Consider the following 23,452-nt stretch of genomic DNA (forward strand, 5'->3'; position numbering starts at 1 on the left):
CAAATTACTGAGATCAGTTGGTCGGCAGGAACGCCTCGTCCAAGATCTCCTGCTGCTCCACCGCGTGGACCTTGCTCGATCCCGAAGAGGGAGCGGACATCGGACGACGCGAGATGCGCTTGATACCGGTCAAGGTCTCCGGCAGAAGGTCCGGCAGAGCCAGCCCGAGGAACGGCCACGCACCCTGGTTTGCGGGCTCTTCCTGGACCCAACGGAACTGATCCGCATTCGGGTAACGGTCCAGGGTCTCCTTGAGGCGACGCTTCGGCACGGGGTAGAGCTGCTCCATGCGCACGATGGCGATGTCGTCACGCTCGTCCTTGTGCTTCTTCGCCAGGAGTTCCCAGTACAGCTTGCCGCTGACCAGCAGAACCCGCTTGACCGATTCGCGTGCGCTTTCGCCGCTCTCGTATGCCGGCTCCTCGAAGACCGAACGGAACTTGCCCGTCGTGAAGTCCTCGACGTTGCTGACGGCAGCCTTGTTACGCAGCATCGACTTGGGCGTGAAAACCACCAGCGGACGGCGGATGCCGTCGAGGTGATGGCGACGCAGCAGGTGGAAGTAGCTGGCCGGAGTCGACGGAACCGCAACGGTCATCGAGCCTTCTGCACACAGCTGAAGGAAACGCTCGATGCGACCGGAGGTGTGGTCCGGACCCTGACCCTCGTGACCGTGCGGCAGGAGCAGCACGACGTCGGAGAGCTGACCCCACTTGGCCTCACCCGAAGAGATGAACTCGTCGATGATGGTCTGCGCGCCGTTGACGAAGTCACCGAACTGCGCTTCCCACAGGACCAGAGCGTCGGGGTTACCGACCGAGTAGCCGTACTCGAAGCCCAGACCTGCGTACTCGGTGAGTGCGGAGTCGTAGACCATGAACTTGCCGCCGTTTTCGGCGTCGGCAGCGATCTTGGCGATCGGGCTGTACTCGTTGCCGGTCTTGCGGTCGATGAGGACCGAGTGACGCTGCGTGAACGTTCCTCGCTTGGAGTCCTGACCCGCGAGGCGGATCAAGGCACCCTGCTCGGCCAACGAGCCGAACGCGAGCAATTCTGCGAACGCCCAGTCGACATGTCCCTCACGGGCCATCTCGCGGCGCTTCTCGGCAACCGGCTTGACGCGCGGGTGAACGGTGAAGCCGTCGGGGACGTTGACGAACGCATCACCGATGCGCTCGAGGACCTCGGGAGCGACAGCCGTGGTCAGGCGAGCCGGGGGAGTCTGGTCGAGTTCGACGGACTCGGACGGTTCGGGCTGGAACTTCTCGAGTTCACGGACCTCGTTGAAGACCCGTTCGAGCTGGCCCTGGTAGTCGCGAAGTGCGTCTTCGGCTTCCTTGAGCGAGATGTCACCGCGGCCGATGAGGGACTCGGTGTAGCTCTTACGAACGCTGCGCTTGGTGTCGATGACGTCGTACATGGCCGGCTGGGTCATCGACGGGTCGTCGCCCTCGTTGTGACCGCGACGGCGGTAGCAGATGAGGTCGATGACAACGTCCTTGCCGAACTTCTCACGGAAGTCGACGGCCAGCTGAGCAACCCAGACGCAAGCCTCGGGGTCGTCGCCGTTGACGTGGAAGACCGGTGCGGCGATCATCTTCGCGACGTCGGTGCAGTACTCGGACGAGCGTGAATGTTCCGGAGCGGTGGTGAAGCCGACCTGGTTGTTCACGACGATGTGCACGGTGCCACCGGTGCGGTAACCGCGAAGCAGCGAGAGGTTGAGCGTCTCGGCGACAACGCCCTGACCGGCGAATGCAGCGTCACCGTGCAGCATGAGCGGCAGGACGGTGAAGCCTTCTTCACCCTTGTCGAGGATGTCCTGCTTGGCGCGGACCAGGCCTTCGAGAACCGGGTCGACGGCCTCGAGGTGCGACGGGTTTGCGGTCAGTGAGACAGCGATGTCGTTGTCACCGAACATCTGGATGTACGTTCCGCTGGCACCCAAGTGGTACTTCACGTCGCCGGAGCCGTGAGCGGCTGCCGGGTTCATGTTGCCCTCGAACTCCGTGAAGATCTTGGAGTACGGCTTGCCGACGATGTTGGCAAGCACGTTGAGACGGCCGCGGTGCGGCATGCCGATGACGACCTCGTCGAGCTGGTGCTCGGCGGCCTGGTCGATCACGGCGTCCATCATCGGGATGACGGCTTCGGCGCCTTCGAGCGAGAAGCGCTTCTGGCCGACGTACTTGGTCTGCAGGAACGTCTCGAAGGCCTCGGCGGCGTTGAGCTTGCTCAGGATGTACTTCTGCTGAGCGACCGAAGGCTTGGCGTGATGGCCCTCGACGCGGTCCTGGATCCACTGACGCTGATCCGTCTCGAGGATGTGCGTGTACTCGACGCCGACGTGGCGGCAGTACGCGTCGCGCAGCACGCTCAACACGTCGCGCAGCTTCATCTTCTCTTGACCGTGGAAGCCGCCGACCTTGAACTCACGGTCCAGATCCCACAGCGTCAGGCCGTGGCTGATGACGTCGAGGTCGGGGTGGCTGTGGAACTTGTCCTTGACGAACTGCAACGGGTCCGTGTCGGCCATGAGGTGGCCGCGGTCACGGTATGCAGCGATCAGTTCGAGAACGCGGGTGTTCTTGTCGACAGCGCCTTCCGGCACGTCCTTGCGCCACCGCACCGGCTCGTACGGGTTGCCGAGCGCGTGGAAGATCTCGTCGTAGAACTCGTCGCTGATCAGCAGGTTGTGGATCGTGCGCAGGAAATCGCCCGACTCGGCACCCTGGATGATGCGGTGATCGTAGGTCGAGGTGAGAGTCATCAACTTGCCGACGCCCATCTCGGCCAGCTTCTCGTCGCTGGCGCCCTGGAACTCGGCGGGGTATTCCATCGCGCCGGCACCGATGATGGCGCCCTGGCCCTTCATCAGGCGAGGAACGGAGTGAACCGTGCCGATACCGCCCGGGTTGGTCAGCGAAATGGTGACGCCGGTGAAGTCTTCGCCGGTGAGCTTGCCTTCACGGGCGCGTCGGACGATGTCCTCGTATGCCGCGTGGAACTGGACGAAGTTCATCGACTCGGTGTTCCGGATGGCGGCAACTACCAGTGAGCGGTTGCCGTCCTTTCCGGGAAGGTCGATCGCGAGTCCGAGATTGGTGTGCTCGGGTGTGACCGCGTTCGGCTTGCCGTCGATTTCGGCGAAGTGCCGGTTCATGTTGGGGAACGCGTTGACTGCCTGGACGATCGCGTAACCCAAGAGGTGGGTGAACGAGATCTTGCCGCCGCGGGTACGCGCGAGGTGGTTGTTGATGACGATGCGGTTGTCGAACATCAGCTTCGCGGGGATGGCACGCACGCTGGTTGCAGTCGGGATCTCGAGCGAGAGCGACATGTTCTTGACGACTGCGGCTGCGGCGCCGCGGAGAACCTTGGTTTCCTCGGCTCCGCCGGCAGGGGCGGGCTTGGCAGTAGCGGCCGCGGGCTTGGCTGCTGCGGGCTGGGCCGGGGCGGCCTTGGCGGCGGGCGCTGCCGTCTTCGCGGGGGCCGGAGCGGCAGCCTTGGCAGCCGGCGCAGGAGGTGCGGTCTTGGGGGCGGGAGGCGTGGCCTTGGGAGCAGCAGGCGGAGCTACAACAGCGGCGGGTGCAGCCGCGTTGCCGTTCGAGGCAGTCCCGTTTCCACCTCCCGTGTTCGCCGAGTCCGGCGAGTAATCGGTCAAGAATTCGTGCCAACTGGGATCCACGGACGACGGATCGTCCTGGAAGCGTTGGTACATCTCGTCAACCAGCCACTGGTTCTGTCCGAATTGGGATGTAGAACTGCTGCTCACGGCAGGTGTTCGCCTCGTTTCTATTTCGGTACCCGATCAGAGCGCCTATATACATGAGATTAGCCCGAGCGTGTGACGAGCAATTGTGCGGCACACAATTTGTGAGCTGTCTCACGGAAGTCCGTGATCTTGCGATCGCGCACTACCTCTCGGCGGTACAAATCCGTGCCGACTGTCACGCGACGGGGTTGCCTTCGATGACAGTTCTCGACGTCAGATTATTCCCCTCACGCGCCTGCGATGCATCCCAGAGTCCCGAGTAGTGACCACCGGCATACCGCAGAACATCGTGCGGGCCGTATTCAACGATACGTCCCCGGTCAACTACGACAACGAGGTCCGCTCGGGCAGCTGTCGCGAGGCGGTGAGCTACGACGACGGAAGTCCGTCTCCGGGTGACCGACCGACTTGCTTCGAGCACCATTCGTTCGGTCGCGGGATCGAGCGTCGCGGTCGCCTCGTCGAGGAGCAGAAGGTCCGGGTCGACGAGTTCGGCACGGGCCAATGCGATCAGTTGGCGTTGGCCCGCCGAGAGCCCCTGGCCGCGCTCGCCGACGGGATGATTCATGCCTCCACGCATGTCGGCTATCGAATTCAGTGCGCCGACGGAACGTGCCGCTTCCTCGATCTCCGCGTGCGACGCCGACGGCCTGCCGTACGCGATGTTGTCGGCGACCGTGCCGGTGAAGAGATGGGCTTCTTGTGGGACCACGCCGAGGCGACGTCGGTACTGCGAGAGGTGGAAGTTCCGGATGTCGGTTCCGTCCACGTCGACCGATCCGGACGTCGGGTCGTAGAAGCGGGCGAGCAACTTCACGACCGTCGACTTCCCGGCACCGGTTCGGCCGACCAGAGCGACGGTCGTGCCCGGCGGGATTTGCAGATCGAAATCGGAGAGGGCGTCGACGTCCGCACCCGAGTACCGGAACCCGACCCCGTCGAGATGGACGGCGCCGTCGAGTCGTCCGGAGATCGCGATCAAATCCTCGCTGTCGGCAGTCTCGATCGAACTGCGAGTGCGTAGTAGGTCGCCGATTCGTTGCAATCCGACGTTTGCCTGTTGGTAACCATCGAACACTTGTGAGAGTTGCTGAATCGGTCCGAACAGCAGACCGAGGTAGAGCACGAAAGCGATCAGTACGCCGGGCGAAGTCGATCCGTTGGCGATCTGGTGCGCACCGACGAACACGACCGCGGCCAACGCGAGGTCGGACAGGAACGAAATGAAAGGGAAGTAGATCGAAATGGCTCGCTGCGACCGCATCCGCGATCGGCGGTAGCTCTCGGAGCGTTCTGCGAACCTACGCGCAGCACCTTCTTCGCGGCGGTAGGCCTGAGCCGCTCGCAGACCGGCGATGTTCTCCTGGAAGTCGGCATTGACGAGCGAGATCCGTTCGCGGGACTGGCTGTAGGCAACCGAGGAGATCTTGCGGAAGACCACGGTCGCGACCACGAGCGGTGGGATGACGGCCAGCGCCACCAGGCCGAGCGTCACGTCGGTCGCCAGGAGGGCGATCGAAATTCCGCCGACGGTCAGGACGCTCACGATCGCCGTTGACATACCGGTTTGGATGAACGACGAGAGCGCGTCGACGTCGGTGGTCATACGCGTCATGATGCGGCCGGACAATTCCCGTTCGTAGTAGTCCAGACCCAGGCGCTGCAAGTGTGCATAGCTGCGGACGCGGAGCCCGAACAGCACGCGTTCACCGGCTCGGGCCGTGAGCACCGTCATGACCGCCACGATGACCCAGTCTGCGGCGACCAGGAGCGCGCCGAACGCCGTCGCGATCCAGAGTGTGGTGCTGTCTGCGGTCACGACTCCGTGGTCGATCGCATATCTGACGAGGGAGGGAAATGCGATCGCCGCGGCGGAGTCCAGGGCAAGGCACACGACAACCGCCAGTAGAACCCAGCGGACCGGCCTCAAGATCTGTCGGAGTGAGAACTGTGGATTCGATTCGCGCAGGCTCTCAGGAGCGATTCCGGGGTCTTCGCGTGCGGGTGGGAGAGCGTCGACTGCTGCCCGCAGGGACGGCGTCACCGCGATTCCGCTGAGCGCTCCGGCCATCGGTCCGCCCGCACCCTGCGTCGTAGCGGCTGTGCTGTCGGCTTCGGATTCCGGTGCCTGCGGCCACAACTGCTCGGTTGTCGGCTCGCTGCGGTCACGTCCGAAAGCATCGGAGTCGACGTCGTCGAGTTCGGCCGGTAGTTCCGGCGGCGAGGAGAACAGGGCACGAAAGAGCGGACATCGCGCTTCCAGTTCGTCCACGGTTCCGGAGTCGATGATCCGTCCGCCGTCGAGAACCGCGACCCGGTCTGCGAGCGTCAGGGTGGACCGCCGGTGAGCGAGGATGAGCGTGGTCTGGCGCCGTCTGGCCCGGAACGAGTCGAAGATCGCGGCTTCGGTAGCCGCATCGACTGCGGAGGTCGCGTCGTCGAGGACCAGGATCCGTGGGTCGACGAGCAGTGCCCTGGCAAGTGCGATGCGCTGACGCTGGCCGCCCGACAGCGTCAGACCTCGTTCACCGACAACGGTGTCGTATCCGTCCGGGAGTGCCTCGATGAACGAATCTGCCTGTGCCAGTGCTGCTGCGTCGCGGATGTCCTCGTCGGAGGCGTCCTCGCGACCCAGTGCGATGTTGGCGGCAATGGTGTCCGAGAACAGGAAAGGTTCGTCGAAGACCAGGCTGACGGCGGCACGAAGCTGCTCACTGCGCAGTTCGCCGATGGGGAACGTCTCGCCCGCGGTATCGACGGTCACTACACCCGAAGTCGGGGCGTAGAACCGGGGGAGAAGCAAGGACAACGCGGTCTTGCCCGACGCGGCCGGCCCCACGACGGCGACGGTCTCGCCCGGTTCTATGCGGAGGTTCAGCCCGGTCAGGACGTCGCGTTCGGTGTCGAACCCGAATGCGACGTCTTCGAAAGTGACGCCGAGCGGACCGTCGGGCAGGTCCACCGGATGGTCAGGATCGGCGATGTCCGGCTGAGCGTTGATGACGTCGTAGACACGCTCGACAGCGGCGCGCGCAAGCTGCGCCATGACGATGACCGACGACAGAGTTCGGGTGACGCCGGTCATCGTCACGATGTAGGTGGCGAACGCGAGAAACGTTCCCACGGTGATCTTGTCGTGCAGTGCGAGATACCCGCCGAGGGCGATCACTCCCACCTGCCCCAGCTGGGGCAAGGCGGCCATGGTCGGCGCGAATTTCGCGTTCAACCACGCGGCGCGAAGACGCTCCGAATACAGCGTGCGGCTGTGCTTTTCGAGTTGGTCGACGGCTCGTTTTTCCTGCCCGAATCCCTTGACGACGCGCACGCCCGTGACGGTTTCCTCGACATGTTGGGCGAGGTCGGCGGCCCGCTGCTGCGCGGACCATGTTGCGGCGAAGAGCATCGGTCGCATCAGGAACACCACCAGCCCTACTGCGGGGATGACGGCGACAGCGACGAGAGTCAACAGCGGCGAGAGCCACGCCATGATGCCGATCGCGAGCACGAATTGCAGGAGCGCACCCGCGGACATGGGCACCATCGCGAGCAAACCCTGGACGAGTTGTAGATCGGTGATGGACCGGGATACCACCTGGCCTGTGCGGATCTGATCCTGCCCGCGTCCGTCGAGGCGTTGCAGCGAGCCGAGCAGGGCGAGCCGCAAGTCGTGTTGAACATCGAGCGAGAGTCGGCCGGCAAGCATCCGTCGGCCGTACTGGCACGCGAAGCGCACGACCGCGAGCAGCGCGATCGCCAGCGCGGCGAACCCGATCACCTTGCCTGGGTTCTCCTGGCTTGCGGCGTCGAGCGCATAGCGGGTCAGAAGAGGAAACGAGATGTCGATCGCCGAAGCGATGACGGTCACCAGAAGCGCGCCGATGGCAACTCTTCGGTGCAACCAGCATGCGTGCGCCAAGCGGCGGATCCAGCCCGGAGCTCGATCGTCCTCTCCAGCTACCGGACTGTCCGTGTTGATCGTGTTCATCGAGATCCACGGTAGACCCGGCCCCAGACAGCCTTTTCAGGTGATGTCGCGGGTCCTGGTCCGCAGCCAACCGAGCCCGCAGAACAGAACCACCCAAGCTGCCAGCATCATCGGGCCGCTCGGCCAGGACGCAAACGCGTCGACGTCGATCGACGGGGCCGCATTGATGATCGTGCCGATCGTGGCCGACACCGGAAGCGCGGCCCCGACCCCGCCGAGATCCATCGCGAGCAGCACTGCGCGGACGATCCATTCACCGAAGACGAACCACAGGATGACCGAGAGGGCACCGGCCATCGACGAACCGGTGAGCAGTGCCACCCCGGCGCCGAGCAGTGCCCACAGAGCGCACGCCAGAATGCCTGCGGCGCAGATGGCGAAGAGATCGGTGGTGAAGCTGAAGTCCCGGCCGAAGAGCAACATCGCGCCGATGCTGACTACTTCGACCGCCAATGCGTAGCCGACGGCGAATACCGCGACGACGGCAAGTTTTGCGCCGAGAACTCCGTCACGGCCGCGAGCTGTGAGGAACGTCGTGGTGAGAGTTTTGTAGCCGAATTCGGATCCGGCGGTGAGTGCTCCGAAGACAGCCGCGAACACCAGGACAAGCGTGTTGGAGACACCGAGGCTGACGCCGGTGGACACGACATCGACGTCGAAGGTGGTGTCAGCCGAATCGGCCACGACTTCGACGAACGTCCGAGTCGAGGCAGCAATCAGCACGGCCACGACGACCGGTGCGATGGCCAGTGCCCACCAGTAGCGCAGGGTGAGAACTTTGAGTGTCTCCGCGCGCACGAGCGTGGTCATCGGTGTCCTCCGGAAGGTCCGTATGCGGCAGGGCCGTAATAGCCCGGTCCGGAACCGGGACCGGGTGGGCGGTGGTATCCGACCTGGGGGACGGCATATTGCGGCGTTGTCATGGCCAGGAACAGTTGCTCGAGATCTGCGCCTTCGGTTGCGACACCGAAGATCGTGACTCCGGCGGCGGATGCCACCGGTGGCAGTACCGACGTGTCGGTGCCGCCCACGGCGAGCCGTCCGTCCTGGGTGATCTGGGCGTCGATGATTCCGCGAGCGGCCAATGCCGTGGCGAGGAGCGCTGGGTTGGAACACGAGACGAGCAGTCGACTGCGCTGCGAGCGGCGAAGTTCGTCCATGGTCCCTTGGTAGACGAGTGAGCCGGCGCTGACGATGACCACGCTGTCGACGGTCGCTTCCACTTCACGAAGCGCGTGACTCGAGATCAGAACCGTTCGGCCGGAACCGGCGAAGGTCTGCAGGAACTGACGAAGCCACGCCATGCCCTCGGGGTCGAGTCCGTTCGCGGGTTCGTCGAGCACGAGGATCTCGGGATCACCGAGCATCGCGGTGGCAAGGATCAGGCGTTGGCGCATCCCGAGCGAGAAGGTGCCGGTCTTGTGGGCTCCGACCGATCTCAGACCGACCATGTCCAGCACCTGCGCCGCGCGCTGAGTCGGCATGCCGATAGCGGCCGCGTAGATCTCGAGGTGTCCGAGGGCCGTTCGTTTCGGATGGAGACTGCCGACGTCGAGTACTGCGCCGACGGTCCGAGCCGGGTTGGGCAGCAAACGCATCGGGGTGCCGTTGATCGTGGCCGATCCCGACGTCGGTGACACCAGTCCGAGGAGCATCCGCAACGTGGTCGTCTTGCCCGAACCGTTCGGACCGAGAAACCCGGTGATCGAGCCCGCCTGAACGTCGAAGCTCAGGTCGTTGACCGCGCGCGCCGCCTTGAACGTCTTCGTCAACCCACGAATCTCGATGGGGGCAGAGAAGGATCCCATTGCGGTGTTCGTCAATGCTGCTCCCGGGTCGGCGGCGAATACGTGATGCGAGCCTACGGCCCGGACAGCTATCTGCGGATGGCCCGGCGTGTCTCCGTCTGGGGAAGCACTGCGGCATCGTCGGCAGGCATCACGATCAGGTGGTCGGTCCACCTGGCCGGTGCCGGTCCGAAGGCTTCGCGCGCATTCTTGACGACGCCCTTGCCGATTGCACGGTTGCCCGCACCGCCGATGACCGCACCGATTCCGGCCGGAACGAGCTTGCCGAGGATCAGTGCGCTGCGCTTCGCGGCGTACTTGGTCACGAATTTCCGCACGAGGGTGCTGTTCATTCCCCTCATCGTGGGTCCGGGAATCTTGCTCGTGATTGCCGTTCCCCAATTCTTGGCTGTGATTCCGGTGGCCTTCTGCACGATCTCCATACCGGATTCGCCGAGGGCGACTGCCAGGACCAGGGCACGTCGTTGCTGGTGATCCTGTACGGAGATTCCATGCACTGACGCAATTGCCAACGTCAGCAGCGCTGACGCCTCGAGGAAGAAAGCCGATTCCGCACCGACGGCAGCGATGGACGCGACCGTTCCGACGCCCGGCACGGCGGCGGTGGCGCCGACGGCACTGCCGCTTCCGGTCACGGCGAGAATGAACATCTTCTCCATCCGCTCGACGATCTGAGCAGGTGACTCGTCGGGGTGGGCCTTACGGACATGGTTGACGTATTTGGCCACTGCGGGCGCTTGCAGGCGGCTTCCGTTGTCGAGAACGGAAACGAGGACCTTCTCGATACGCCCGCTGTCGTTGTTCGTCGACTTGCTCATTGCTGCCCCTCCACAGTTGTCCTCCTCTGAAGCGAGGTGGACCGTATTTCGAGAATAGGTGAAGTTTTCGCTGGCGGCGGTGATCACCGGGGCCATAGGCTCGTACGAGACTCGGTTTTCTTCGTGAGTTTTCCCAGGCAGGAGTTCGAGTGTTATGACCGCCACTTCGGAATCTCGTTCGACGACCATCTGGCCGACGCTGCGCTACCTCGACGCCCGTGCGGCAATCCACTTTCTGGTGAGCACCTTCGGTTTCGTGGAGAAGGCCGTCTACGGAGAGGGAGACGTGGTGGACCACGCCCAACTCGACTGGCCGGGCGGTGGCGGCATCATGTTGGGTTCGCCGCGCACCGATTCGGCGATCGCCGGCCTGCCGCCTGGAATCGGTTCGGTGTACATCGTCGTGGACGACGCGGACGCCGCCGATGCACTCCACGAACGCGCTGTCGCGGCGGGCGCCACGATCACGCAGGGATTGCGCGACGAGGACTACGGTTCGCGGGGGTTCACCTGCCGTGATCCCGAAGGTGTGTACTGGAGTTTCGGCACGTACGCAGGGGAGTAGCCCCCCGCGACCTACCTGGTGGCCCAGTGCTCTGCCGGAACCACTTCCGACGGGATGGGCGGATGAGGTGGTGTGCCGTCCCCGAACGGTCGGCCACCCAACTGTTCGCGTCCGTGGGGTTCGAGCCAGTGTGTCAATTCCGGTCCCTTGGGCACGATTCCGGAGGGATTGATCTCGGAATGCACGATGTAGTAGTGCGCTTTGATCTGTGTGAAGTCGATGGTGTCACCGAATCCGGGGGTTTGGAACAGATCGCGCGCGTAGTCCCACAGCACCGGCATCTCGCTGAGTTTGCTTCTGTTGCACTTGAAGTGGCCGTGATAGACGGGATCGAACCGCGCCAGCGTGGTGAACAGGCGCACATCGGCTTCGGTGATGGTGTCGCCCACCAGGAAACGTTGCCGGGCAAGACGTTCGGTGAGCCAGTCGAGGCGGGCGAACAGCGTGTCGTATGCCTCGTCGTACGCCTGCTGTGAACCGGCGAAACCGCAGCGGTAGACGCCGTTGTTGACGTCGCGAAAAACGTACTCGGCCACTTCGTCGATTTCGTTTCGCAGAGGCTCCGGGTACAGATCCGGTGCGCCTTCGCGGTGGTACTTCTTCCATTGCGTCGAGAAGTCGAGGGTGATCTGTGGGTAGTCGTTCGTGATCACCTTGCCCGTGGCGATCTCCACCATGGCGGGCACCGTGATTCCCCTGGGGTAGTGGGGATCTCGGGCGAAGTATGCGTCCTGCAGTCGCGGGATCTTCAGTACGGGATCGACGCCGCCCGGGTCGAGATCGAAAGTCCAGCTTCGCTTGTCGTGAACCGGACCGCAGATGCCCATCGACAGTACGTCTTCGAGGCCGAGTAGGCGGCGGACGATGATGGCGCGGTTTGCCCACGGGCAGGCACGTGCCACGATCAACCGGTATCGCCCGGGTTCGACGGGGTAACCGTCGCGGCCGTCCTCGGTGATCCGGGTCGGGATGTAGTTGGTGTCGCGTTTGAATTCACGACCCTCTTCGACGAATGTCGGTTCGCTCGCGCCGTCTTCCGTACTCATCTGCGGTCCCTCTCGTTCGAGTGTCAACTGGGCAGGTGCACGTGTACCCGAGCGTATGCCCCCAGAACGTCGAATTTGGCTTTACGTGGAAGCGTCGCGCCGATCGCACTGCCGCGACTTGTGCGTAGCTGCGGGATCAAGCCGGAATCGAGAGCGTCCTCCGCAGCGAGAAGCGTTACTGCGCAGCCGATTCCGTGACGGCGATGCGCTGGAGCAGTCAGGGTCGTGAGATCTGCCACGAATCCCTGAAATTCGGAGTACGCCGCGCATCCGAGCACCTCGGTGGAATCGGTGAGGGCGGTGAACCACCGCGTCCGGTTCCCGAGGTCGGCTGTGGTGCTGTCGTCGGGTGGGCACAGCGCAGCGACGGCGAGGGCGTCGTCGATGTCGTGGGAAATCAGTAGTTGCTCGTCGGGTGGCGCGTCCGTGTAGTCGCCGAGGAAAGCGAGATCGACGGGGCCGGTGATTCGGCCGCCGTGATCGCCGGCGATCTCGAGCAGGCGCGCCGGTTGCAGCAGGGCGTCGACGGAGATGTCCTCGGTGCGCTCGATGAACCACTGCGGCCCGACGATTGCACCTGAGCCTGCCAGATCGAGAACGTGGATGTTGTCGCCGACGACACGGGCCGTGTGTGCCGGCCGAAGTGCCGAGTCGCCGAGGCCCAGTTCACGTGCCCAAGCGAGTCGGATGATGTCGAGGTGATGTTCGTCCACTCGCTACAGGCTAGTCCGATTCGAACGGGTTGATCGAGATGGACAGAGGTCGTATATTCCATGTGGACTATTTCAGGTGGAATAGTCAAGAAATAGTCAATTGCGGCTTGTCAGGGAGGGGGACTCATGGGTGACGTGTCACTGACGCCTCTGGGAATCACCGTTCTGGGCCTGCTGTCCGAGCGTTCGATGCATCCGTACGAGATGTATCAACTTGCCTCGGTTCGCCGGGGCGATCAGTTGGTGAAGATCAAGCCGGGATCGCTCTATCACACGGTTTCCCGGCTGGAGAAGCAGGAACTTCTGGCTTCGATCGGGACCGATCGTGAGGGCAACCGGCCCGAACGGACCACGTACGAGATCACCGCCCGGGGCCGTGAGGCCCTCGAGCATCAACTACGTGAGATGTTGGCGGTTCCGGTGCGGGAGTATCCGCGGTTGCCGCTCGCGCTCGCCGAAATGCACAACCTCTCCGCGTCCACCGCGTGTCAGATGCTTCGAATTCGTCTCGCGCACCTCGACAAGACGATCGCGAAATTCGAGGCCGACTACGAAGCGCTGAAGGCGGCGGAAAAACCACGAATCTTCACGGTGGGCGCGGACTACGCCCACGCACTGACCGTCGCCGAAAGAGAGTGGATCGGCGCGTTGGTGACAGACATCGAGAGCGGCGAAATGCCCTGGCTCTCACAAGAACTTCTCGACCGGCTGGCCGGCTCCGCAGGCTCGTCCGCACTACCTAAGGACTGAAGATGGAAAAGCAGGTCAATCCCTGGCACGCGCTGTGGGCGCTGTGTATCGGGTTCTTCATGATTCTGGTGGACAGCACCATCGTCGCTGTCGCCAACCCTGCGATCATGGAGGACCTCGGCACCGACATCAACAAGGTCGTCTGGGTCACCAGCGCGTACCTGCTGGCGTACGCGGTGCCGCTGCTCGTCACCGGCCGGCTCGGTGACAGGTTCGGACCGAAGAACCTGTACATGATCGGCCTCGTACTGTTCACCGGCGCTTCACTGTGGTGTGGTCTGTCCGGCAGCGTCGAGATGCTCATCGTGGCAAGGGCTTTCCAGGGTCTGGGCGCCGCAATGATGACGCCTCAGACGATGGCCGTCATCACACGCACGTTCGCGCCGAACAAGCGTGGCGCCGCAATGGGCCTGTGGGGCGCGGTTGCCGGTGTTGCGACGCTGGTCGGTCCGCTTGCCGGTGGTGTGTTGGTCGACAATCTCGGCTGGGAATGGATCTTCATCGTCAACGTCCCGGTCGGTGTCATCGCCTTCCTCCTCGCGTGGAAGCTTGTTCCGTCGTTGCCGACCAGCGAGCACAAGTTCGACATCCCCGGCGTGATTCTCAGCGCCGCAGGCATGTTCCTGCTCGTGTTCGGAATCCAGGAAGGCAGTTCGTACGACTGGAACGGATTCGTCTGGAGCCTGATCGGCGCCGGTGTGGTGTTGCTCGCGGTGTTCGTGTTCTACCAGTCGCGCAACAAGAACGAGCCCTTGCTCCCACTCGAACTCTTCAAGGACCGCAACTTCTCGCTCGCCAACGTCGCGATCACCGCGATGGGCTTCGCGATCACGTCGATGGTCCTTCCGCTGATGTTCTACACCCAGGCAGTTCGCGGACTCTCCCCGACGCAGTCGGCGCTCCTCCTCGTTCCGATGGCCGTGCTGACCGGCATTTTTGCGCCGATCATCGGCAAGCTCGTCGACAAGACGCATCCGCGCTACATCGCGGGCACCGGCTTCCTGCTGTTCGCGATCGCCCTGGGCTGGCTGGCATTGGTGATGTCTCCCGACGTCGCGATCTGGGAACTGCTCCTGCCGATCGGCCTGATCGGCTTCGCCAACGCATGCATCTGGTCGCCGCTCGCGGCCACCGCCACACACAACCTGCCTCCGATGCAGGCCGGCGCCGGGGCGGGCGTCTACAACACCACCCGGCAGGTGGGTGCGGTTCTCGGCAGTGCCGCGATCGGAGCACTGATCACCGCACGATTGGCGGCACAGGGTCTGACCGGCGGCAGTTCCGAAGCCGGAGTGGGTCACCTACCCGAGTTCGTCCGTGAACCGTTCAGCACGGCGATGTCGGAGTCGATCTGGCTGCCCGCAGGCGTGCTGCTCATCGGCTTCGTCGCTTCGGTGTGCTTCGCTCGGCCTCTGCGCGGCGACGCACACGACGACGCGATGGCCGTCAGTGCCGAAGCGCGTCGGGAAACATCACTGCACGATTGAGATAGTCGCTCGGGTCCAGGGCTCGCTTGATCGCCCACATCGTGGCTATGTCCTCCGCAGAGAGGGCCAGGTTCAGATAGTTGCGTTTGAGCGAGCCCACCCCGTGCTCGGAACTGACGTTTCCGCCGTGATCGCGAACCAGTTCGAGGACGCTGCGGTACACGGTGTCGGCGTTCGGGCAGTTCAGGACGTTGAGGTGGATGTTTCCCTCGGCGACATGTCCGAAGAGGATCGGAATTGCCTCGGGGGCACGACTCGCGATCACCGCCGCGGCGTCCTCGGCGAAGGTGGCAAGCGAGTCCAGCGGCAGCGCCGCGTCGAATTTCAGTGGGGGACCGAACAGTCCGACCACTTCGGCGAAACACTCCCGCGCCGCCCACAAACGCGTCGAGCCGGGATCGTCGACCGCCACTGCCGGGGTCTGCGGTGGGTCGATGCGTTCGAGCAGCTCGGCCAGGTCTTCCAGCGGATCGTGGGCCGCGGACACCTCGGCGAGCAGGTACCACGGTCGCCCCGTCGGCACCGCGGCGTTCAAATGGCGTGCGGCCAATTCGAGTCCACGGCCGTCCACCAACTCCAATGCGTCGACCCCGTCGAGAGTGCGCAACGTGCGCCCCGCGTCCACGACGTCTTGCAGTCGGTCGAAACCGGTCAGCGTCGTGACCCGGTGACTCGGTACCCGTCGTAGTTTCAGATCGACTGCCGTGACCACACCAAGAGTTCCCTCGCTGCCCACCCACAGTGCGGGCAGGTTGTATCCGGAATTGTCGGACAACACTTTCGGTGACCGACGCACCGTGGTCCCGCCGGGGAGCACCACCTCGAGGCCGAGCACCTGTTCGGCCATGTTCCCGTATCGAACCGTGTGCAGCCCACCGGCATTGGTGGAGACCATGCCGCCGATCGTCGCCGTATCCCGTGAAGCTATGTCCACGCCGAATTTCAGGCGGGCGGCGGCGGCCGCCGAATGTACCTGCGCGAGTGCCACTCCCGCACCGACGGTGATCCGACCGGCGGCAACATCGACTTCGCCGATCGCCTCGAGGCGTTCGGTGGAGAGCAGGACGTCGTCGTGCTCGGGCACCGTCCCGGCGACCAGACCGGTTCGCCCGCCCTGAATGGTGACCGGTACGCCGCGCGAGCGGCACACGTTCAGCACTGCCGAGACTTCGGCGGTATTTCCGGGTCGGACCAGAGCGCTGGCGCGCCCGCTGTAGCGCCCTGTCTGGTCGGTGGAACGGGTCGCCAACACGTCGGCGTCGTCGACGACGAACCGGTGTCCCACAACGTCCGCGAGTGCATTTCTCAGACCGTCCACCCGACGATCGTAGGCCGGTTCGATGTGGCAGTGTGGCGGCATGACTGCTCCCGAATCGCATCCCACCCGTCTCGAGCGCTTCACCACCGATGGTGGTGCCGAGGTGGCTGTCCTGACGTTCGCGCACGGACCACTCAATCTGTTCGATCAGGCCATGTTCGACGCCGTCATCGCCGATGTTGCAGCGCTGACCGAAAACCCACCGCGCGCTGTGCTTCTGCGCGCCGAGGGCAAGGTCAACTCGGCCGGCGTCGACGTCCATGTGTTCGACGGACTGAACCCGGAGCAGGGAGCGGAATTGTGGCGCGAACTGTTCGCCCAGATCTGCCATCCGCTCGAGGCGTTGCCGTGCCCGGTCATCTACGCGGCGCACGGGCTGACGCTGACTGCTGCCTTCGAGATCTCCTTGGCCTGCGACATCATCCTCGCGGCGCCGAAGGCGAAGTTCGGACTGGTCGAGACAGTGGTCGGTCTGACGCCGTCCATGGGTGGACCGCAGCGTTTGGCCGAGCGCGCCGGTTCCGGACGGGCTCGGGAGTTGGTCATGACCGGCGATCTCTACGACGCCGCAACTCTGCACTCGTGGGGCGTCGTCAATGCCGTTCACGACGATGTCGATGCTGCGGCGCGTGCCCTGGCGGCCCGGTTGGCGGACGGGCCCACGCGAGCCCACGACGCCACCAAGCAGATCGTGGCGGCCTGGCGTTCCGGCGGGATCGCCCACGCTGATTCGGTGACTCCCGGGGTGTCCGGTGCGCTGTTCGCCACCGATGACCTACGCGGCGCTGTCCGCAGTTTCCTCGAGGTCGGACCGGGCAAAGCGGTCTACTCCGGAAAGTAAGTTTGCGACGATTATCGCCAGAGACCTCCACGAACTGTGATCCACGTCATATAGTCGAATGGCCGGTGGGTTGTCAGTGACGTGGAGGTATCGATGCGGTCGACGCTTGTGGAATACCCGTGTTCGACTCAGCTCCTCGCCGACGCCCGTGTCACCCGTGCGGGTGACGGGGTGCTTCGGTACAGCCAACTCGACCCGTCGCTGTCCGAACTCCTCGATATCGCCGTTCATCGATTCTCCTCACGCATCGCGGTGGAGGAGGTCGACGGCGAGCAGGTCACCTTCGCGGAGTTGTGGGCCGAGGCGTCGCGGGTCGCAGGCGGGCTGAAGTCGCGAGGCGTCGAGATCGGTGACCGTGTGGCCATTCGCGTCGCCGCCGGGGTGAGGTGGATGGAGGCGTGCCTCGGCGTCATTCTCGCCGGCGGTGTTCCGGTCTCCGTGGGTGTTCATCTGAGCGACGACGCGGCGGACTTCGTCATCGCGGACAGTGGCTCGGTGTTGGTGCTCGACGGGGAACTCCCACACGGTGTTCCGTTCATCGACGACGGTGCCGCCCCGGAGGAGATGGCGATCCTCGCGTACACCGCCGATTCTTCGGGCGAAATGCTGGGCGTCGAGTTGAGCAACGAGAACGTGCTCTCCGCCATCGTCGGCATTCTGCACTCGCGCGATTACGGCGTCGAAGGTGTGCGAAATCTGTTGGTGGACAATGACTTCAAGTCGGTGCGGCAATTCGTGCACGTGCTCGCGACGTTGGTGGTCGGTGGAACGGTGGTCCTCGCCGGCGACTTCTGGCGTGAGAGTGTGCATACCGTCGACATCGTGACCGGGCGGCCCGAGGACCTGCTCGAGCCACGGTTGCTCACCCTTGGACCGGCGGCGCGTGCCGGTTCGAGGTCGGTTCAGTGGATCGATTGCAGCGGGTCGCCGATCACGGCCGAACAGGAATCCAAGCTGCTGACCCTGTTCCCGGCCGCTCGGCATGTGATCGGGTGGGGCAAAACCGAGACCTGTGGGGCTGGTCTCATTCTGCCAACCGAGTCGGCGCCCACCCACCTCGGAAGCGTCGGAATCGCTTTCGGTGGAATGGAAGTGGCGTTGTACGGCCCGGACGCTCCAGGTGGTTTCGGTGAGTTGCTGTGCCGTGGACCGAGTGTCACGCGTCGGTATTGGAACTCGCCGCAAGCGACCTCGACGAGGTTCACCCAGGGGTGGTTCTGCACTCACGACACCGCGCAGATCGACCCCGATGGCTTCGTCCGTATTGTCGAACGCAACGTCGCGTAGTCACGCGAGCGTGGTCGACAAACGAGAGGGACATCATGGCGGACGAGGTTCTCACCGAGCGGCGCGGGCGGACACTGATCATCACCATCAACCGGCCCGAGGCGCGTAACGCCATCAACTCGGCGGTCAGTCACGCATTGGCCGCTGCGGTCGAAGAGCTCGATGCGGACGACGATCTGTCCTTGGCGGTGCTGACAGGAGCCGGCGGAAACTTCTGTGCCGGTATGGATCTGAAGGCATTCGTGGCCGGCGAGAACGTACTCGTGCCGGGACGCGGTCTCGGATTCACGGAAGGGCCGCCGCGTAAGCCGATCATTTCGGCGGTCGAGGGCTTCGCGTTGGCAGGCGGCACGGAACTCGTGCTTGCCACCGACCTGGTGGTCGCGTCGTCCGAAGCGAAGTTCGGTATCCCGGAGGTCAAGCGAGGGCTGGTCGCAGGTGGAGGCGGATTGTTGCGCCTGCCCAAGCGGATTCCGTACCAGAAGGCATTGGAACTGGCCCTGACCGGTGACAGTTTCACAGCCGAGGAGGCCTACCGCTACGGCTTCGTGAACACGTTGACCGAGCCGGGTAAGGCGCTCGAAGGCGCGCTGGAGCTGGCTGATCGCATCACCCGCAACGGACCGCTCGCGGTTGCGGTCACCAAGGAGATCATCGTCAAGGCCGGCGGTTGGTCCGACGACGAAGCTTTCGCGAAGCAGTTGCAGGTCATGGCGCCGGTGTTCGCGTCCGAAGATGCACGCGAGGGCGCGACGGCGTTCGCCGAGAAGCGCGCCCCGGTCTGGAAGGGGCGGTAACACCGACATGGCTACACCTGTCGCAGAGCTGCACATGCACATCGAGGGTTCTCTGGAACCCGAACAGATTTACCGACTTGCCGAGCGCAATCGAATGGACTTGCCGTACAAGGACATCGACGATCTGAAGTCGAGGTACGAGTTCACCGATCTGCAGTCGTTCCTCGATCTCTACTTCGCCAACATGGCCGTCCTGCGCACCGCGGAGGATTTTGCCGACCTGACGCGAGCGTACTTCCGCCGCGCGGCTGCCGCCGGCGTCGCGCATGCCGAGTTCTTCTTCAATCCACAGGCGCACGTGGTCCGTGGTGTTCCGCTGACCGAGGTCCTGGACGGGATCATGGATGCGGTGGCATCGAGTGAGCGCGAGTTCGGGCTCAGCAGCGCGGCAATCGCCGCCATCCTCCGAGATCAGCCCGTCAAGGACGCCGAGGAGATCTTCTCCGAGATAATTCGCCTGCAGGCTCCGATCGTCGGGCTCGGACTCGACTCCGCGGAGGTCGGCAACCCGCCGTCACTGTTCGAGGACGTGTTCGCCCGCGCGCGTGCCGAGGGTTTGCACGTTGTGGCTCACGCCGGTGAAGAGGGACCGCCCGAGTACATCTGGCAGGCGCTCGACATTCTCGGCGCCGAGCGGATCGACCACGGAGTCCGGGCACTCGAGGATCCTGCCCTGATCGAGCGTCTGGTCGACGAGGAGATTCCACTGACGGTCTGCCCGTTGTCGAACGTTCGTCTGCGGGTGTTCGATTCGCTGTCGGATCATCCGCTTCGATCGATGCTCGAGATGGGTTTGATCGTCACGGTCAACTCCGACGACCCGGCCTACTTCGGGGGATATGTCGACGACAATTTCACCGAACTGGGCCGAGCCCTGGGTCTGACGGAGGCCGAGCGAGACACCCTCGCCCGGAACTCGATCAAGGCCTCGTTTGCGAGCGATGCGCGAAAAGCGGAACTACTGCGGCACTGACCGTCAGTCGCCGAGCACCTGACGCAAGTATTCGTTGTCGAACACACGATTCGCGTCGTACTTGTCTCGAACGGCGACAAAGTCGTCGAGTCGGTCGTACGTCGGACGCAGGTCGTCGACGGTCCGGTTGTGCATTTTTCCCCAATGCGGCCGGCCGTCGACGGCGCGCGCGATGGCTTCCACCGCGGCGAAGTACTCCGTTTCGGGTCGGCGGTGGTACTGGTGTACCGCGATGTATGCGGTGTCGCGTCCGTGAGCAGTGGAGAGCCAGAGGTCGTCGGCGGCAGCGAAACGTACTTCGACGGGGAAAGCGACGTTGGTTCCGGACTTCTTCATCCAGCGATCGATTTCGTGAAGTGTCTCGGTGACGTGTTCGCGGGGAATCGCGTATTCCATCTCCTTGAACTTCACCCGGCGCGAAGACGCGAATACCCGGTAGCTGCGATCTATGAACTCGCGGGCGCCGAGCAATCGGGACGACACGTTGTTGATTCTCGGGATCGCGGCCGGTGCCAGGGTGGCAACGCGGTTGACACCTTCGAAGAGTGTGTTCGAGAGGAGTTCGTCGTCGACGAACGCGCGGACCTTGCCCACCGGATCGGGTTCGGTATCTCCGGGGAGTCGCGTATTGCTCTTCGTCAGGACACGATCGGTGTGCGGGAACCAGTAGAACTCGAAGTGATCCAGGCCCAGGCGATCGCCCTCGAGGGTGTCCAGTATGTGAGACAGCGTGTCGGGTTCCTCGATTGCGCGAAGTGTGAATCGCGGAACGCAGGCGAGAGTGATCTTCGAAATGATGCCGATTGCGCCCAATCCGAGGCGGCCCGCTTCGAACAGCTCGACGTTTTCGTCGGCGCTTGCGGTAACGACGGATCCGTCGGCGAGAACGATCTCGATTCCGCGAATCTGTGTGGCGATACCGCCGAATCGTGCGCCGGTGCCGTGCGTGCCGGTGGACGTCGCGCCGGCCAGTGACTGGACGTCTATGTCACCGAGATTTGCCATCGCATATCCGCGTTGCCACAAGGCGTCGTTGAGAGCATGAAGGCGAGTGCCTGCAAAAACAGTGACCAGCGCACCGTCGTCGGTCGGTGTGATCGAGTCGATTCCGCTCAAGTTGTCCAGGCTGACGAGGACACCGTCAGTGACCGCGACACCGGTGAACGAGTGGCCGGCGCCGACGGCCTTCACACGTTGGCCACGCGAGGCGGCCTCGGCGACCAACGACGAAAGTTCACGGGTATTTGTCGGCGTCGCAAAGCGACGCGGCGCGGCGCTTTGAGTGCCCGCCCAGTTCTGCCAAGTGTCCGAAGCCATTACGCAATAATGTACTTGGACGGTCGTCCAGGCAAGTATTGCGCGAAGATTTTGTCATTTGCGTTCTACGATCATTGGATGCTGAACAGGCTCCCGGCGGACGAACGCCGCACACAATTGGTCGAGTCCGCCTTGTCTATTGCGGAACAGCGCGGTGTCAGTTCTGTGACGGTAAGGGCGGTGGCAGAGGAGGCCGGGGTATCGCTCGGCGTCGTTCATTACTGCTTCGAGAGCAAGGAAGCGCTGATCGCGGCAATGGGTGAAACGCTCATTCTGCAGCTCAGTGCGTCGATGCAGTATGCGTTCGCGCAGGTCCGCCATGCGCCGGATCTCAGTGGCGTGCAGGGGCTCAGGGAATTGCTGCACATCGGCCTGACCGGAATGTGGCCGACCATCGAGGCAACCCCGGATCGCCAGTTGTTGACCTACGAAATTACCGCGCAAGCACTGCGTAGTCGCAATCTCGGAGCCGAACGTGCTGGGGCGGTTGCATTTGAGCAGTACCGAATCATGGATGAGCTCGCGGTGTCGTTTCTCGAAGAGTGCGCCAAGATATCGGGCACGGTGTGGACGGAGCCGTTGAGTTCGATTGCGCGACTGAGTCTTGCAATGATCGACGGCCTTGTTCTGCGATGGCTGGTCGATCGTGACTCCGACGCGACTATTGCCGAGTTCGGAGAAATGGTTCAGGTAATCGCCAACAAAGCCGTGGTCGCGCCTCAGTAGAACCGCCATCCTGGACATACGTCCAGGATTGGTGATTGACTGGTCGCACGCCGCGACGATTGGATCATCTGTGACCAGGACCCTTGATCGACTCACTGCTGCCACGCGAGAACTCGACCCGCCTCTGGCTGCTCTGGATCTGACCACACTGCGCAGTAATGCAGCCGACCTGGTGCGCCGCGCCGGTGGAACCCCGGTGCGAGTGGCGAGCAAATCGGTTCGTTGTCGGACGGTTCTGGCTGAAACTCTCGGCGACACACTGACCGCGTCCGGCGGATTCCGCGGAATCATGGCGTACTCACTGCGCGAGGCTCTGTGGCTGGTCGGGCTGGGCGCACGGGACATCCTGATGGGTTACCCGACCGCCGATCGTGGCGCCATCGCGGATCTCGCTGCCGATGACACAGCACTCGCATCGATCACCTTGATGGTCGACGACGATGCGCAGTTGGACCTCATTCGTTCGGCGTCGACGGGGGATGCGCCTGTCCGGGTGTGTCTCGATGTCGATGCGTCGCTTCGGATCGGTCCGATCCATCTGGGCGTACGACGCTCGCCGCTGCGCGAACCTGCCGCGGTCGCCGCACTCGCGGCGCGTGCGCGCCAACGCGGATTCTCCGTCGTCGGAGTGATGTTCTACGAAGCCCAGATCGCCGGCCTCCCGGACACCAGCGCTCCGATCGGTTGGGTCAAGAAGGCCTCTGCCCGCGAATTGGCGTCCAGAAGGGGCGCTGTGGTCGCGGCCGTCACCGATGCCGTGGGTGCACTCGAGATCGTCAACAGCGGCGGTACGGGGTCGCTGGAGGTCAGCTCGGCCGATCCTGTGGTGACCGAGGTAACAGCAGGCTCCGGACTGTACGTACCGACCCTGTTCGACCGCTACCGTGCCTTCCGTCCCGATCCGGCGCTGTTCTTCGCGCTGTCGGCCGTGCGCAAACCGACGCCGTCGGTCACGACCCTTTTCGGCGGCGGATACATCGCGTCGGGACCTGCCGGAGCCACCCGCGTTCCGTCACCGGTCTGGCCCGCTGGTCTCAAACTGCTCCGCAACGAAGGAGCCGGCGAAGTCCAGACGCCGGTCACCGGGAAGGAAGCCGGAAACATCGCGATCGGCGACCGCGTGTGGTTCCGTCACGCCAAGGCCGGCGAGCTGTGCGAGCGCTTCGACCGCGTGTACGTGGTCGAAGCCGACGGCACCCGAACCTCGGTTCCCACCTATCGCGGCGAAGGGCAGTGCTTCGGGTAG

The 23,452-nt window shown here is 63.8% G+C and carries 18 protein-coding genes; 9 read left to right on the forward strand and 9 right to left on the reverse strand.

What is annotated here, in order from left to right:
• Positions 1 to 13: 13 nt before the first annotated feature.
• The 5 genes from G4D79_RS14790 to G4D79_RS14810 form a co-directional block, all read right to left on the reverse strand.
• Entirely contained in the window at positions 14 to 3,775 is a 3,762-nt protein-coding gene (locus tag G4D79_RS14790) for a multifunctional oxoglutarate decarboxylase/oxoglutarate dehydrogenase thiamine pyrophosphate-binding subunit/dihydrolipoyllysine-residue succinyltransferase subunit (RefSeq protein ID WP_047268983.1), read from the reverse strand.
• 175 nt (positions 3,776 to 3,950) lie between these two features.
• The gene (locus tag G4D79_RS14795; protein WP_099697859.1) at positions 3,951 to 7,760 is read right to left on the reverse strand and encodes an ABC transporter ATP-binding protein; all 3,810 of its coding nucleotides are present in this window, start codon (positions 7,758 to 7,760) and stop codon (positions 3,951 to 3,953) included.
• A gap of 36 nt (positions 7,761 to 7,796) precedes the next feature.
• Complete coding sequence (locus G4D79_RS14800) at positions 7,797 to 8,570, reverse strand: ABC transporter permease (protein WP_075833874.1); 774 nt, start codon at positions 8,568 to 8,570, stop codon at positions 7,797 to 7,799.
• On the reverse strand, positions 8,567 to 9,568 hold the full coding sequence (locus G4D79_RS14805) for an ABC transporter ATP-binding protein (protein ID WP_030536929.1): 1,002 nt from the start codon (positions 9,566 to 9,568) through the stop codon (positions 8,567 to 8,569). Before G4D79_RS14805 ends, G4D79_RS14800 begins: the two co-directional genes overlap by 4 nt.
• 68 nt (positions 9,569 to 9,636) lie before the next feature.
• Positions 9,637 to 10,386 carry a hypothetical protein gene (locus G4D79_RS14810; RefSeq protein WP_003945111.1) on the reverse strand — a complete coding sequence of 250 codons (750 nt, stop codon included), beginning with the start codon at positions 10,384 to 10,386 and terminating at the stop codon, positions 9,637 to 9,639.
• Positions 10,387 to 10,540: 154 nt separating this feature from the next.
• Here G4D79_RS14810 and G4D79_RS14815 point away from each other — a divergent pair, with 154 nt between their 5' ends.
• The gene (locus G4D79_RS14815; RefSeq protein WP_003945129.1) at positions 10,541 to 10,951 is read left to right on the forward strand and encodes a VOC family protein; all 411 of its coding nucleotides are present in this window, start codon (positions 10,541 to 10,543) and stop codon (positions 10,949 to 10,951) included.
• Between the two features lie 11 nt (positions 10,952 to 10,962).
• Here the strand turns inward: G4D79_RS14815 and G4D79_RS14820 are convergent, their stop codons facing one another.
• A complete protein-coding gene (locus G4D79_RS14820) occupies positions 10,963 to 11,997 on the reverse strand; it encodes a glutathione S-transferase family protein (RefSeq protein ID WP_042450363.1) in 1,035 nt (344 codons plus the stop codon).
• A 23-nt stretch (positions 11,998 to 12,020) separates the two neighbouring features.
• Positions 12,021 to 12,710, reverse strand: a complete 690-nt coding sequence (locus G4D79_RS14825; protein WP_099697860.1) for a GNAT family acetyltransferase — start codon at positions 12,708 to 12,710, stop codon at positions 12,021 to 12,023.
• 126 nt (positions 12,711 to 12,836) lie between these two features.
• Here G4D79_RS14825 and G4D79_RS14830 point away from each other — a divergent pair, with 126 nt between their 5' ends.
• Positions 12,837 to 13,460, forward strand: a complete 624-nt coding sequence (locus G4D79_RS14830) for a PadR family transcriptional regulator (protein WP_007736146.1) — start codon at positions 12,837 to 12,839, stop codon at positions 13,458 to 13,460.
• Between the two features lie 2 nt (positions 13,461 to 13,462).
• On the forward strand, positions 13,463 to 14,947 hold the full coding sequence (locus G4D79_RS14835) for a DHA2 family efflux MFS transporter permease subunit (protein WP_003945132.1): 1,485 nt from the start codon (positions 13,463 to 13,465) through the stop codon (positions 14,945 to 14,947).
• Here G4D79_RS14835 and G4D79_RS14840 read toward each other — a convergent pair.
• Positions 14,907 to 16,307 (reverse strand): FAD-binding oxidoreductase, encoded by a 1,401-nt coding sequence (locus G4D79_RS14840; RefSeq protein ID WP_099697861.1) that lies wholly within the window; start codon positions 16,305 to 16,307, stop codon positions 14,907 to 14,909. The two genes, G4D79_RS14835 and G4D79_RS14840, sit on opposite strands and share 41 nt — an antisense overlap.
• Between G4D79_RS14840 and G4D79_RS14845 the strand changes: the two genes are divergently transcribed.
• From G4D79_RS14845 to G4D79_RS14860, 4 genes are all read left to right on the forward strand, one after another.
• A complete protein-coding gene (locus tag G4D79_RS14845) occupies positions 16,306 to 17,106 on the forward strand; it encodes an enoyl-CoA hydratase/isomerase family protein (RefSeq protein ID WP_007736151.1) in 801 nt (266 codons plus the stop codon). The genes G4D79_RS14840 and G4D79_RS14845 overlap by 2 nt on opposite strands.
• 93 nt (positions 17,107 to 17,199) lie before the next feature.
• Positions 17,200 to 18,393, forward strand: a complete 1,194-nt coding sequence (locus G4D79_RS14850; RefSeq protein WP_030536925.1) for a class I adenylate-forming enzyme family protein — start codon at positions 17,200 to 17,202, stop codon at positions 18,391 to 18,393.
• Between the two features lie 35 nt (positions 18,394 to 18,428).
• Positions 18,429 to 19,190, forward strand: a complete 762-nt coding sequence (locus tag G4D79_RS14855; RefSeq protein WP_003945127.1) for a crotonase/enoyl-CoA hydratase family protein — start codon at positions 18,429 to 18,431, stop codon at positions 19,188 to 19,190.
• Positions 19,191 to 19,197: 7 nt separating this feature from the next.
• Positions 19,198 to 20,163 carry an adenosine deaminase gene (locus G4D79_RS14860; protein WP_003945144.1) on the forward strand — a complete coding sequence of 322 codons (966 nt, stop codon included), beginning with the start codon at positions 19,198 to 19,200 and terminating at the stop codon, positions 20,161 to 20,163.
• Between the two features lie 3 nt (positions 20,164 to 20,166).
• Here G4D79_RS14860 and G4D79_RS14865 read toward each other — a convergent pair whose 3' ends face one another.
• Positions 20,167 to 21,480, reverse strand: coding sequence for a D-arabinono-1,4-lactone oxidase (locus G4D79_RS14865; RefSeq protein ID WP_099697862.1), 1,314 nt, complete (start codon positions 21,478 to 21,480; stop codon positions 20,167 to 20,169).
• Between the two features lie 78 nt (positions 21,481 to 21,558).
• Here G4D79_RS14865 and G4D79_RS14870 point away from each other — a divergent pair, with 78 nt between their 5' ends.
• Positions 21,559 to 22,206, forward strand: coding sequence for a TetR/AcrR family transcriptional regulator (locus tag G4D79_RS14870; RefSeq protein WP_020908434.1), 648 nt, complete (start codon positions 21,559 to 21,561; stop codon positions 22,204 to 22,206).
• A 70-nt stretch (positions 22,207 to 22,276) separates the two neighbouring features.
• Entirely contained in the window at positions 22,277 to 23,452 is a 1,176-nt protein-coding gene (locus tag G4D79_RS14875; RefSeq protein WP_003945107.1) for an amino acid deaminase/aldolase, read from the forward strand.

This window comes from Rhodococcus sp. WY5 (assembly GCF_018588185.1).
GTDB classification, from domain to species: Bacteria; Actinomycetota; Actinomycetes; order Mycobacteriales; family Mycobacteriaceae; genus Rhodococcus_F; species Rhodococcus_F qingshengii.

What these genes read in the sequence shown, in the direction of transcription:
- G4D79_RS14860 (WP_003945144.1), top strand. Translation starts at nt 19,198, where the DNA reads ATGGCTACACCTGTCGCAGAGCTGCACATGCACATCGAGGGTTCTCTG.
- G4D79_RS14820 (WP_042450363.1), bottom strand. Translation starts at nt 11,997, where the DNA reads ATGAGTACGGAAGACGGCGCGAGCGAACCGACATTCGTCGAAGAGGGT.
- G4D79_RS14810 (WP_003945111.1), bottom strand. Translation starts at nt 10,386, where the DNA reads ATGAGCAAGTCGACGAACAACGACAGCGGGCGTATCGAGAAGGTCCTC.
- G4D79_RS14800 (WP_075833874.1), bottom strand. Translation starts at nt 8,570, where the DNA reads ATGACCACGCTCGTGCGCGCGGAGACACTCAAAGTTCTCACCCTGCGC.
- G4D79_RS14845 (WP_007736151.1), top strand. Translation starts at nt 16,306, where the DNA reads ATGACTGCTCCCGAATCGCATCCCACCCGTCTCGAGCGCTTCACCACC.
- G4D79_RS14795 (WP_099697859.1), bottom strand. Translation starts at nt 7,760, where the DNA reads ATGAACACGATCAACACGGACAGTCCGGTAGCTGGAGAGGACGATCGA.
- G4D79_RS14830 (WP_007736146.1), top strand. Translation starts at nt 12,837, where the DNA reads ATGGGTGACGTGTCACTGACGCCTCTGGGAATCACCGTTCTGGGCCTG.
- G4D79_RS14840 (WP_099697861.1), bottom strand. Translation starts at nt 16,307, where the DNA reads ATGCCGCCACACTGCCACATCGAACCGGCCTACGATCGTCGGGTGGAC.
- G4D79_RS14815 (WP_003945129.1), top strand. Translation starts at nt 10,541, where the DNA reads ATGACCGCCACTTCGGAATCTCGTTCGACGACCATCTGGCCGACGCTG.
- G4D79_RS14870 (WP_020908434.1), top strand. Translation starts at nt 21,559, where the DNA reads ATGCTGAACAGGCTCCCGGCGGACGAACGCCGCACACAATTGGTCGAG.
- G4D79_RS14835 (WP_003945132.1), top strand. Translation starts at nt 13,463, where the DNA reads ATGGAAAAGCAGGTCAATCCCTGGCACGCGCTGTGGGCGCTGTGTATC.
- G4D79_RS14865 (WP_099697862.1), bottom strand. Translation starts at nt 21,480, where the DNA reads ATGGCTTCGGACACTTGGCAGAACTGGGCGGGCACTCAAAGCGCCGCG.
- G4D79_RS14855 (WP_003945127.1), top strand. Translation starts at nt 18,429, where the DNA reads ATGGCGGACGAGGTTCTCACCGAGCGGCGCGGGCGGACACTGATCATC.
- G4D79_RS14805 (WP_030536929.1), bottom strand. Translation starts at nt 9,568, where the DNA reads ATGGGATCCTTCTCTGCCCCCATCGAGATTCGTGGGTTGACGAAGACG.
- G4D79_RS14850 (WP_030536925.1), top strand. Translation starts at nt 17,200, where the DNA reads ATGCGGTCGACGCTTGTGGAATACCCGTGTTCGACTCAGCTCCTCGCC.